The 11,752-nt window shown below is 54.2% G+C and carries 9 protein-coding genes and 1 other RNA gene; 8 read left to right on the top strand and 2 right to left on the bottom strand.

From position 1 onward, the window contains the following. The coding region (locus DBY86_RS12540) for a transposase (RefSeq protein ID WP_153065597.1) at positions 1–344 on the top strand (344 nt) is incomplete at its 5' end. A gap of 405 nt (positions 345–749) precedes the next feature. Here the strand turns inward: DBY86_RS12540 and DBY86_RS12530 are convergent. Further along, a complete protein-coding gene (locus DBY86_RS12530) occupies positions 750–1,796 on the bottom strand; it encodes a tRNA dihydrouridine synthase (RefSeq protein WP_107820191.1) in 1,047 nt (348 codons plus the stop codon). A 76-nt stretch (positions 1,797–1,872) separates the two neighbouring features. Further along, positions 1,873–5,706, bottom strand: a complete 3,834-nt coding sequence (locus DBY86_RS12525) for an FAD/FMN-binding oxidoreductase (RefSeq protein WP_107820192.1) — start codon at positions 5,704–5,706, stop codon at positions 1,873–1,875. A 260-nt stretch (positions 5,707–5,966) separates the two neighbouring features. Here DBY86_RS12525 and ffs point away from each other — a divergent pair. From ffs to DBY86_RS12490, 7 genes are all read left to right on the top strand, one after another. Continuing rightward, positions 5,967–6,063, top strand: an RNA gene (gene ffs, locus DBY86_RS12520) — signal recognition particle sRNA small type. A 221-nt stretch (positions 6,064–6,284) separates the two neighbouring features. Continuing rightward, complete coding sequence (locus DBY86_RS12515) at positions 6,285–6,704, top strand: hypothetical protein (RefSeq protein ID WP_019272411.1); 420 nt, start codon at positions 6,285–6,287, stop codon at positions 6,702–6,704. 96 nt (positions 6,705–6,800) lie between these two features. After that, positions 6,801–8,492, top strand: coding sequence for a D-lactate dehydrogenase (gene dld / locus DBY86_RS12510; protein ID WP_107820190.1), 1,692 nt, complete (start codon positions 6,801–6,803; stop codon positions 8,490–8,492). 179 nt (positions 8,493–8,671) lie between these two features. Continuing rightward, entirely contained in the window at positions 8,672–9,043 is a 372-nt protein-coding gene (locus DBY86_RS12505) for a DUF2628 domain-containing protein (RefSeq protein ID WP_107820189.1), read from the top strand. Between the two features lie 149 nt (positions 9,044–9,192). Next, positions 9,193–9,741: a carboxymuconolactone decarboxylase family protein gene (locus DBY86_RS12500; RefSeq protein ID WP_107820188.1), complete on the top strand. Its 549-nt coding sequence runs from the start codon at positions 9,193–9,195 to the stop codon at positions 9,739–9,741. Positions 9,742–9,875: 134 nt separating this feature from the next. Next, positions 9,876–10,967 carry an acyl-CoA dehydrogenase family protein gene (locus tag DBY86_RS12495; RefSeq protein WP_107820187.1) on the top strand — a complete coding sequence of 364 codons (1,092 nt, stop codon included), beginning with the start codon at positions 9,876–9,878 and terminating at the stop codon, positions 10,965–10,967. 457 nt (positions 10,968–11,424) lie between these two features. Then, positions 11,425–11,595, top strand: a complete 171-nt coding sequence (locus DBY86_RS12490) for a rubredoxin (RefSeq protein ID WP_003688501.1) — start codon at positions 11,425–11,427, stop codon at positions 11,593–11,595. Positions 11,596–11,752 lie beyond the last annotated feature (157 nt).

Raw genomic sequence — 11,752 nt, 5'->3', positions numbered from 1 at the left:
CTTTGCTGGAAGGTATAGCCGAAGGTACAACCGTCTATGCCGACAAAGGCTATGACAGCGAGGAAAACCGGCAACATCTGAAAGAGCATCAGTTGTTAGACGGCATTATGCGCAAAGCCCACCGCAATCGTCCGCTGACGGAAGTGCAAACCAAACGCAACCGATATTTGTCGAAGACCTGTTATGTGGTCGAACAGAGCTTCGGGATGCTGCACCATAAATTCCGCTATGCGCGGTCAGCCTATTTCGGACTGATTAAAGTGAGTGCGCAAAGCAATCTGAAGGCGATGTGTTTGAACCTGTTGAAGGCCGACAACTGGCTAAGTGCGCCCGCTGCCGCCTAAAAGGCAGCCCGGATGCCTGATTATCGGGTATCCGGGGAGGATTAAGGGGGGTATTTGGGTAAAATTAGGAGTGATTGGTGGCGAAAACAGCCGAAAACCTGTGTTGGGGGGTTTCGGCTGTTGGGGGAAAAGGAATTTTGCAAAGGTCTCATTCTGAATAATGAACCAAGTCCTGCAAGCATATCGGCAGCTTCACTACTATCAGTACCCCAGTTTATCAAATTAGTATTATTACCCCCGTTTCTACCGCGTATATTCTTATTCAATGCTAAGAACATCTGAAATACCCGCCTGATTGGATTGCACTTAATAGAGCATCTGCTGCCCTATCTTGAAATGCAAAATTAGTACCTGAAGGTAAGTAAGGGTCTAATCCTGAAGAATCTTTTTTAAAGAAAGTACTGGTTATATATTTTTTAGTGGCTTCTGGATTTGTATGTGTCGTCCTGTGTGTTGAAACATTTCTCGCTCGAATGCAGCCAAGATGTTCCGTACTTCATCCGCATCCTTAACCGTTCGGACGCGGTCAAACAGCGTCTGCGCCGGTTCGAACGTTTTTTTCATCATCCCCAGCCATTGCTTAAGGCGGGCGATCGGGTATTTGTTGTTTGCCTCTTTTGTCAGGCACAGCTCGAAAAACTGCCGTATCCATTTGGAAACTTCGGCAAAATCCGTGTCTTTGACCAGCACGCCGTTCTCGTATTGCTTGATTTGCCGTGCCAAATCGGGGCGGATGACCGCACCTCGCCCCAGCATCACGCTGTTGCAGCCGCTGATTGTTTTGATGCCGATATAGTCCTGCAGGCTGAAAACGTCGCCGTTGGCGGTAACGGGAATATTGACGGTATCGCGGATTTTGCGTATCCATTCCCAATGCGCCGGCGGTTCGTAGCCCTCGGCTTTGGTGCGCGCGTGTACGGTCAGCCCGCATGCGCCCCCTTCGGCAATCGCACAGGCGCATTCCAAAGCCCGGCTTTTGTCTTCATAGCCGAGCCGCATTTTCCCCGTCAGCGGAATATGTGCGGGCAAACGTCCGCGCAGCGTTTTGACGATATGGAATATCAGTTGCGGCTCTTTTAAAAGTATTGCGCCGCCTTTGTGTTTGTTGACGGTGGGCGCGGGGCAGCCGAAGTTCAAATCGATTTTGTCCGCACCGAAGCGGACGGCTTCCAGCGCATTCTCCGCCATATTGTCCGCATCGCTGCCCAAAAGCTGGACGGTGCAGGGTGTTCCGGAAAACGTTTTGTTTCCGTTAGCGATTTCGGGGATATATTTTAACCATGTGGCGCGGGAATGCACGGTATGGGTAATGCGTACAAATTCGCTGACGCATTCGTCGTAGCCGCCTATCCGCGTCAGCAGGTCGCGCATCACATCATCTATTAACCCTTGCATAGGGGCAAGGATGATTCGGTTTTTTTGTTTGGGTTCGGTTGTTTGTCCGTCAATCATGATTTGGGTAGGTATTTGGTTTAAACAATGCCGTCTGAAGGCTTCCGGCGTTCAGACGGCATTTCCGTGTCCGCTGTTACAGCAATACTTTTTCCACGCCGCCGTCGTTGGCTTTTTTGACGAATTCGTCCAGCCAGTTTTCGCCGAGGATGTGTTTCGCCATTTCGATGACGATGTAGTCGGCAGGCATATTGTTGTCGTCGGCGTAGCGGCTCAGACCTTGCAGGCAGGCGGGGCAGGAGGTGAGCATTTTGACGGGTTCGCCCTGCGGCAGTTCTTTGAGGTTTTTCTCGATTTCTTCCTGTTTGCGGAACTTGACCTGAGTGGCAATGTCGGGTCGTTTGACGGCGAACATGCCGGACTCGCCGCAGCAGCGGTCGCTTAAGACGACTTTCTGCCCCATGAGGTTGCTGGCCATTTGGGTGGCATTCATGGTTTTGATCGGGGTATGGCAAGGGTCGTGGTAGAGGTATTGCTGACCTTTCACGCCGTTTAGTTTCACGCCTTTTTCGAGCAGGTATTCGTGGATGTCGATGATGCGGCAGCCGGGGAAGATTTCTTCAAAGCGGTATTTTTCCAGTTGGTCGTAACAAGTGCCGCAACTGACGACGACGGTTTTGATGTCGAGGTAGTTGAGGGTGTTTGCCATACGGTGGAAAGCCACGCGGTTGTTGGTGCTCATTTCTTCGGCTTTTGCCTTATTGCCGCCCGCGTCCTGCGGATAGCCGCAACACATATAGCCGGGCGGCAGGACGGTTTGCACGCCGACGTGCCAGAGCATGGCTTGGACGGCGAGTCCGATTTGGCTGAACAGGCGTTCCGAACCGCAGCCGGGGAAGTAGAACACGGCTTCGGCATCTTCGGGCGCGGCAGGATTGCGGATGATAGGGATGCTTTTGTCGTCTTCGATGCCCAATAAGGAGCGCGGTGTTTTGGCGGGTACGTTTTTGGGCAGCGGGCGGTTGATGAAGTGGATAATTTGTTCTTTAATCGGGGCTTTGCCGACGGTTGCCTTGGGTTCGGCTTTTTGCTTTTTCGTGCCGACGGGCAGGAGTTTGCCGATTTTGTAGGCGAAGTTCTGCGCGGGGAAGCCGGTCTGTATCATCGCGGCGCGCAGGGCTTTGATGGTTTTCGGTCCGGTCGCGTTTAGGAATGCCATACCCATTGAAGCTGCCGGCGCAAAGCGTTTGTGGCCGGAATCGGCAAGGTAGTTGCGGACGGCTACGGTTACGTCGCCGAAGTCGATATTGACGGGGCAGGGTTTGACGCAGCGGTGGCACACGGTGCAGTGGTCGCCGATGTCCATGAGTTCTTCAAAGTGTTTGACGGAAACGCCGCGCCGGGTTTGCTCTTCGTATAAGAAGGCTTCGGTCAGCAAGCCTACGCCGAGGATTTTGTTGCGCGGACTGTACAGCAGGTTGGCGCGCGGAACGTGGGTGGAGCAGACGGGTTTGCATTTGCCGCAGCGCAGGCAGTCTTTGACGGAATCGGCAATCGTGCCGAGGTCTGATTTTTCCATAATCAGCGATTCCGCGCCCAAAAGCTCGAAAGACGGCGTATAGGCGTTGCGCAGGTCCGAGCCTTTCATCAGTTTGTGGCGGTTGAAGGTGTGTTTGGGATCGACTTGGTTTTTGTAGTCCCAAAACGGCTGCATTTCTTCGTCGCTTAAAAATTCGAGCTTGGTAATGCCGATGCCGTGTTCGCCGGAAATCACGCCGTTAAGCGAACGGGCGATTTTCATGATGCGTTCCACAGAACGGTATGCCGTCTGAAGCATTTCGGCATCGTCTGAATTGACGGGGATATTGGTGTGGACGTTGCCGTCGCCGGCGTGCATATGCAGGGCGACAAAGACTCTGCCGCGCACGGTTTTGGCGTGGATTTTGCCCAAGCCTTCGATGATTTTGGTGTCGGTTTTGCCGCTGAAGATTTCAGAAAGCGGCTTCATTACGTCTGCTTTGACAGACACGCGCAGGCGGAAATCGCGGAATGCGGTAAAGCAGCTTTCATTGTCTTTGGCTTCGGGCGCGGCGTGGACGGCTGCACCGTAGCGGGCTTTGTAGTCGGCAAGCGGCGCGTTCAAATTGGCGAGCAACCAGTCCCAACGTTCTTTGACGGCGGCAACGTGGGCTAGGGCGTGTTTGCCGCGTTCGCCCAACAGTTCGGCAGTTGGCAGGTCCGTGCCCATTTTGTCGATGGGGAGTTTGCCCGAAAGATATTGCTCTAATTCAGCACAGAGTTTGAGTTTGTTTTGGATGGAAAGCTCGATGTTGATGCGTTCGATGCCGTCTGAATACTCGCCGAGCCTTTCGAGCGGGATTACCACGTCTTCGTTGATTTTAAAGGCGTTGGTGTGTTTGGCGATGGCTGCGGTGCGGCTGCGGTCGAGCCAGAAGGTTTTGCGCGCTTCGGGCGATACGGCGATAAAGCCTTCGCCGTCGCGGGCGCGGGCAAGTTCGCAGATGTGTTCGGCGGCTGCCTGCACGGCAGCTTCGTCGTCTGAAACCACGTCCGCCAGCAAGACCATTTTCGGCCGCCCTTTACCTGCCGCTTTGGTGGCGTAACCGACGGCGCGGACATAACGCCAGTCCAAATGCTCCAAACCCGCCAGCCGCACGCTGTCGTGGGCGAGCAGGAAATCGCGGATTTCGACGATGGACGGCGTGGCGGTGGCGACCGTGCCGAAAAATTCCATACACACGGTGCGCGTGTATTTCGGCATTTTGTGCAACACGAAGGCGACGCTGGTGATGATGCCGTCCGTGCCTTCTTTCTGCACGCCGGGCAGGCCGCTCAAGAATTTGTCGGTAACGTCTTTGCCCAAACCGACTTTGCGGAATTTGTGGCCGGGGATCTCCAAGCGTTCGGTTTTAACGATATTGAGGCCGTCTGAATCCAGCGTGTGAACGTCGAACACGGCGGTTTCTTCGTCGTGGATTTTGCCGAAATTGTGGCGCACGCGCTCGATGCGCAGCCATTCGCCCTGCGGGTTGACCATCTGCCAGTAGGCGAGATTGTCCAACGCCGTCCCCCACAGCACGGCTTTTTTTCCGCCTGCGTTCATCGCCACATTGCCGCCCACGCAGGACGCATCGGCAGAAGTCGGATCGACGGCGAATACCAAACCCGCCTGATGCGCGGTTTCTTCCACACGCCTCGTTACCACGCCCGCGCCGCAATGGATAATCGGATGTCTGCCGTCCAAGCCTGCCAGCTCAACGTATTCGACGCCGCGATGCTTGTCGAGTTTTTCGGTATTGATGACTGCGCTGTTTGCGTCCAAAGGCACGGCACCGCCGGTATAACCCGTGCCGCCGCCACGCGGAATAATGACCAAATCCAGCTCGATTAGGGCGCGCACCAAAGGCGCGATTTCCGCCTCTGTGTCGGGATTGACGACGACAAACGGATACTCCACGCGCCAGTCGGTTGCATCGGTAACGTGGGTTACCCGCGCCAGCCCGTCGAACATAATATTGTGCGGCTTGGTGATTTTGCTCAAACGTTCCAAAATCTGCCGCCGCTTTTGGCTGGTTTCATCAAAACTGCTATCAAAACGCTCCACTGCTTTTTCTGCTGCGGCAACCAACACATCGACTTGCCGATTATCGTCGCGGCGTTTGCGGATTTCATTTAAGCGGTGGCGCATTTCCCGCACCAGCGCGGCGCGGCGTTTCGGGTGCTCCAGCAAGTCATCGACCAGATACGGATTGCGCACGACCACCCAAATATCGCCCAATACTTCAAACAGCATTCGTGCCGAACGCCCGGTTTTACGCTGTCCGCGCAGGTCTTGCAGGATTTGCCACGCTTCGTCGCCCAATAATCGGATGACGATTTCGCGGTCGGTGTAGGAAGTATAGTTGTAGGGAATTTCCCGAATACGCTGCGGGGCGGTAGTCGTGGTCATGGTGTGTCCGTGTTTGGCAGTTTTTATTTGAATGCCGTCTGAAAAGTCGGTTTCAGGCGGGTTTGAAAAGGCGATAATGTAGTTCAATTTTTGATATTTTTCAATGCCGAAACAGGAAATACCCTTATAGAAACAAAATAACGCTTTGAGAAATTGTTGACAATATTATCAAATATAAATTTTAGGTGGTGTTTCCGGCGTATGACTGCATCAAAACGGTTGAGTTTTTCATAAAACCCGTTATAATGCCGTTTCTCTGAGGCGGGTCTCTCCGCATGGCAAATCGGAACACCGGGTCAGGGGCGGAAGCCAGCAGCCCACTTCGATGCGCCAGTGCCGGGGGTTTGGCCCGCCGCCCTATTTGAAATGCCGGAGCTTTGATGTTCCGGCGTTCCCGTATCGCACCGATGCCGTCTGAAAGCCGTTCAGACGGCATTTTCTTTACTTTGCCATAACGCATCATTACAATGTATCCATACAGGCCAATGAAGAACTGGCTTCATAAAAATGAAGTATGGTTCAATTTCAAGTCTGTGATAAACAGGATGGTTTGATTAAAGATGTAAAGGAGTAGGCGAATGAAAAAACTTCTGATGATAACCCTCACCGGTATGCTTGCAGCTTGCGCAACAGGTGTCAATGTCGGCCGGCTGATGGTTGAAATGCCGCAGGGAGAACGTTCTGTCGTTGTGCAGGTTCCCGCGACAAATAACCCACTTTCCGATGCAATGGCTGTCGGAATGATTAAAACATCTGGATCGCCTTCGGCATCAAATATGATTGAAATGCTCAGCGCGGACAATATCAACGTCGGCGTGGCGGGAAGCAGCCAAATGCTTAATAAGGCGACCGCACTTTATTCCTTAAACCATGCAAAGAAAGTCGGAAATAATGTCAGTGTTTATATGATGGGCGACAGCGAAAGCGACAAGGCCGATTTGGAAAACGCGGCAAATGCCAAAAATATCAAATTGCATTATTTCTTTAACCAAAAATAATTTGCAGCGTGCAACTTGCCGCACCAAAATATCCAAATTGAACATACGGCGGCGTACCGGGATTTGCGCCGCCGCTTATCCCGATAGGAGAGTACCGTGAACGCCTCGCAATTAATCAGCAGCCTGACCCAAACCGTAGGCGAAAAATACATCATTACCGACCCCGCGAAGACCGAACAATACCGCCAAGGCTACCGCTTCGGCGAGGGTAAGGCGTTGGCGGTGGTTCGCCCCGGAAGCATTCTGGAAATGTGGAAAATTCTGCAGGCGTGCGTCGAAGCGGACGTGATTGTGATTACGCAAGCGGCGAATACCGGCCTGACCGGCGGCTCGACCCCCGACGGCAACGATTACGACCGCGACATCGTGATTGTGAACACCATGCGGATGAACATCATCCAAACCATCAACAACAACGAACAAGTCGTCTGCCTGCCCGGCTCGACCCTGAACCAGCTCGAACTGCTGCTGAAACCTTTGGGGCGCGAACCGCATTCGGTTATCGGCTCTTCCTGCATCGGCGCGTCCGTCTTGGGCGGCGTGTGCAACAACTCCGGCGGCGCATTGGTGCAGCGCGGCCCTGCCTACACCGAAATGGCGTTGTTCGCCCAAATCAACGAAGAGGGCAAGCTGGAGCTGGTCAACCACTTGGGCATAGACTTGGGCGACACGCCCGAAGAAATTCTGACCAATCTGCAAGGTCATCATTATCAAAACAAAGACATCAAACAAGACGCGGGCAAAGGACACGACCACGCCTATTGCGAACACGTCCGCCAAGTGGACGAACCGACCGCCGCGCGTTTCAATGCCGACCCCGCCCGCCATTACGAAGCCTCGGGCTGCGCGGGCAAACTGATGGTTTTTGCCGTCCGTTTGGACACCTTCCCGCAAGAGAAGCAAACCGCCGTGTTCTACATCGGCACGAACGACATCAACGAGCTGACCGACATCCGCCGCGCCGCCTTGGGCGAATTTGAAAGCCTGCCCGTTTCCGGCGAATACATCCACCGCCACGCTTTCGACATTGCCGACGTGTACGGCAAAGACACGTTTTACGTCATCAAAAAATTCGGTACGCACCAACTGCCGAAATTATTTGATTTGAAGGCACGCGTGGACAGGTTCGGCAAAAAAGCCAGCTTCCTGCCCAAACATTTTTCCGACAAGGCCATGCAGTTCGTCAGCAAATTCCTGCCCGACCACCTGCCCAAATCCATGCGCGATTACCGCGACAAATACGAACACCACCTGATTCTGAAAATGGGCGGGAAAGGCGTGGATGAGGCGCGCACGTTCTTAAAAGAATATTTTGCACACCACGGCGGCGCGTTTTTCGAGTGCAACGCCGAAGAAACCCAAGCCGCGATGCTGCACCGTTTTGCCGTCGCTTCCGCAGCCATCCGCTACCGTGCCGTGCACGACGACGAAGTGGAAGATTTGGTTGCGCTGGATATCGCCCTGCGCCGCGACGACCGCGACTGGTTTGAAAAACTGCCGCCGGAAATTGACAATAAAATCATCCATAAATTGTATTACGGGCATTTTATGTGCCACGTTTTCCATCAGGATTACATCATCAAAAAAGGCAACGACTGCATGGCATTGGAACACGAAATGCTGCATCTCTTAGACCAACGCGGCGCGCAATATCCCGCCGAACATAACGTCGGTCATTTATACGAAGCCAAACCCGCGCTCAAACAGTTCTACCGCAAACTCGACCCGACCAACAGCTTCAACCCGGGTATCGGCAAAACCAGCAAAAAGAAAAACTGGGCGGAATAAGCGCGTCCGCTTTGAATGCAGACAATGCCGTCTGAAGGCAAAACACCGTTCAGACGGCATTGTCGGGTCTGCCTTCCCTGACGGGTGTGTTCAAGCCGTATACCGGCACACGGGCGCAACCTTCCGGCAGCCGCCCCCGATTCTGCCCGAAGGCGAGTTTGAAGCATTAAGGAAACACGATGAAACCATACAAAATCTACACCCATCCTGCCCTGCCGCCCCAAGCCGTCAAACAAGGCTGGTCGTGGCCGGGTCTTTTGTTCGGCACGCTGTGGGCGTGTTTCAAAAGAATGTGGGGTTTGGGGCTGGGGCTGACGGGCGCGATGTTCGTGCTGGCGGTGTTTGCCCAACTGGTTTACGGCGACACGCCCGCCACAGACTCGGCGTTTAACGTATTGGGCTTGGCGGTTTCCGTCTGGTTCGGCGCAAAGGGCAACAGCCTTTATGCACGCTACCTTTTATCGCGCGGCTATAGCGAATTGCCCGAAACAGTCCAAGCCGCCAACCCCCAAGCCGCATTGGCGCAATATTTCGGGCGCGGGGGCAGGTAGGCGCGTTTCCCGGCAATGCCGTCTGAAAGGCTTCAGACGGCATTTCTTATAACTTTTCGTTTGCAGCACATAACCAAACAGTCTTTCCTATTCCGTTCCGAAATGCGTACCATGCGCCCGTCCCTAATATTTGCGAACAAGGAAAGAAAATGGCACGTTTAACCGTACACACCCTCGAAACCGCCCCTGAAGCCGCCAAACCGCGCGTCGAGGCGGTACTCAAAAACAACGGCTTCATCCCCAACCTTATCGGCGTATTGGCAAACGCCCCCGAAGCCTTGGCGTTTTACCAAGAAGTCGGCAAGCTCAACGCCGCCAACAGCCTGACCGCCGGCGAAGTCGAAGTCATCCAGATCATTGCCGCCCGCACCAACCAATGCGGCTTCTGCGTGGCAGGGCACACCAAACTCGCAACCCTGAAAAAACTCCTGTCCGAACAATCCGTCAAAGCCGCGCGCGCTTTGGCAGCAGGCGAATTTGACGATGCCAAACTCGGCGCGCTCGCCGCCTTCACCCAAGCCGTAATGGCGAAAAAAGGCGCGGTATCCGACGAGGAACTCAAAGCATTTTTCGATGCGGGCTACAACCAGCAGCAGGCAGTCGAAGTCGTAATGGGCGTAGCCTTGGCAACCCTGTGCAACTACGTCAACAACCTCGCCCAAACCGAAATCAACCCCGAATTGCAGGCTTACGCCTGATACGGCAAACCGCCCGAATATCGGGCGGTTTTTCAAAAATACCCCCTCAAACAAAAACAAGCCGCCTAAGCGGCAGGGAAGCAGCCGCGCATCAGGCGCGCCTCCGATTCCCCCGCAAACCTTAAGGAACAAAGATGAACGCCCAAACCCTGATTGCCAATGTTGCCGAACTCGTCAAAACCAAGCTCAAACCCATAGTGGACGACATCGACCGCAAAGGATACTACCCCGAAGCATTTATGCGCGAACTCGGCGCAATCGGCGGATATGCCTCGGTCGGTACAGAAGCCGAAGGCGGCAACGGCTTGGGTTTGGCAACGCAAATCGCCGTTTTGCGCGAAATCGGCAAAGAATGCGGCGCAACCTCCTTCAGCGCGTGGTGTCAGGCGGCTTGCGCGTGGTATCTGCACCAAACACCCAACCGGGCCGTCAAAGACAAATACCTCGCCGACATCCTGCAAGGCAGAGTATTGGCAGGCACCGGAATGTCCAATACCGTCAAACACCTTGCCGGCATCGAAAAACACAATCTTCAAGCCGAGCGCGTGGACGGCGGCTACACAGTCAACGGCGCGCTGCCGTGGGTGTCCAACATCGGCGAAGACCACATTTGGGCGAATACCGCCCAAATCGGCGACGGTTACGTTATGTTTATCACCGGCGGGCAATGGGAAGGCGTAAGCCTGCAAAATTGCCCCGAGTTTTGCGCCCTCGAAGGCACGCGCACCTTCAGCCTGAACTTCAAAGACGTATTTATCCCCGACGAAGACATCATCGCCGCGCCCGAACAGTTTGCCGACTACATCCAAAGCATCAAAGCAGGTTTCATCCTCCTGCAAATCGGCATTGGCGCGGGCGTGATAGACGGCAGCCTCGGCATCATCCGCCTCGCCAACGTCGTCAACGCCGAAGTCAACAGCTATCTCGACGACGGCTACGACAGCCTCAAAGCAAGGTTGGACGGCGCGTGGGCAGAAACCGAACGGCTCGCCGGATTGGCGTGGGACGGCGCGCCCGACAACCTTGCTACCCTCAAGCTGCGCGAAGCCGCCGCCGTACTGGCACTTGCCGCCGCCCAATCCGCCGCCCTGCATTCCGGCGCGAAAGGCTACCTGATGCGCAGTCCCGCCCAAAGGCGCGTCCGCGAAGCAATGTTCGTTGCCATCGTAACCCCCGCGATCAAACACCTACGCAAAGAAATAGCGGCAATCGAAGCCGCAAAATAAACAGGCGGAAAAAACAGAAACCCCCACCGCGTCATTCCCGCGAAAGCGGGAATCCAGCCCCCAACGCAACAGGAATCCATCGGAAAAAACAGAAACCCCCAAACCGTCATTCCCGCAAAAGCGGGAATCCAGCCCCCTAACGCAACAGGAATCCATCGAAAAAACCGAAACCTCCAAACCGTCATTCCCACGGAAGTGGGAATCCAGTAACCGAAAAACCACAGGAATCTATCGAAAAAAACCCCAACCCCCAAAAAAACCGGGCGGATACCGCACCATTCTCCCAAACCCTGATTTATAGCGGATGAACAAAAATCAGGGCAAGGCGGCGAAGCCGCAGACAGTACAAATAGTACGGGTGTTTCAGTACTTTAGAGAATCGTTCTCTTCGAGCTAAGGCGAGGCAACGCCGTACCGGTTTTTGTTAACCCACTATACAAAAAACAAGGAAACACAAATGGCGCAATATATGTGCGGCCCCTGCGGCTGGATTTACGATGAAGAACTCGGCGATCCAGAACACGGCATCGCCCCCGGAACAAAGTTTGAAGACATCCCCGACGACTGGAAATGCCCCGAATGCGGCGTAGGCAAAGAAGATTTCTACCTGTTGGATTTCGTGATATAGCGGCAGCCGCACCCTTAGGGAAAACCCCGTCATCCGGCGTTCCGCCTGCGGCGGCAGGGAACGCCGTTTTATCCCTTTCAGCCCGCCAAGCCGTGTTGCACAGATGCGACACGGCTTTTTTCTTTTTATTGTCCAAATGTAAATTTTCGTCAAAAAC

It is taken from the genome of Neisseria bergeri, from assembly GCA_003044455.1.
Classification (GTDB): domain Bacteria; phylum Pseudomonadota; class Gammaproteobacteria; order Burkholderiales; family Neisseriaceae; genus Neisseria; species Neisseria bergeri.
This window is presented reverse-complemented; position numbering and strand designations above follow the sequence as displayed.

Excerpts from the sequence above, each read along its gene's own strand:
- DBY86_RS12530 (WP_107820191.1), bottom strand. The coding sequence starts at position 1,796 with ATGATTGACGGACAAACAACCGAACCCAAACAAAAAAACCGAATCATC.
- DBY86_RS12525 (WP_107820192.1), bottom strand. The coding sequence starts at position 5,706 with ATGACCACGACTACCGCCCCGCAGCGTATTCGGGAAATTCCCTACAAC.
- DBY86_RS12515 (WP_019272411.1), top strand. The coding sequence starts at position 6,285 with ATGAAAAAACTTCTGATGATAACCCTCACCGGTATGCTTGCAGCTTGC.
- DBY86_RS12505 (WP_107820189.1), top strand. The coding sequence starts at position 8,672 with ATGAAACCATACAAAATCTACACCCATCCTGCCCTGCCGCCCCAAGCC.
- DBY86_RS12500 (WP_107820188.1), top strand. The coding sequence starts at position 9,193 with ATGGCACGTTTAACCGTACACACCCTCGAAACCGCCCCTGAAGCCGCC.
- DBY86_RS12495 (WP_107820187.1), top strand. The coding sequence starts at position 9,876 with ATGAACGCCCAAACCCTGATTGCCAATGTTGCCGAACTCGTCAAAACC.
- DBY86_RS12490 (WP_003688501.1), top strand. The coding sequence starts at position 11,425 with ATGGCGCAATATATGTGCGGCCCCTGCGGCTGGATTTACGATGAAGAA.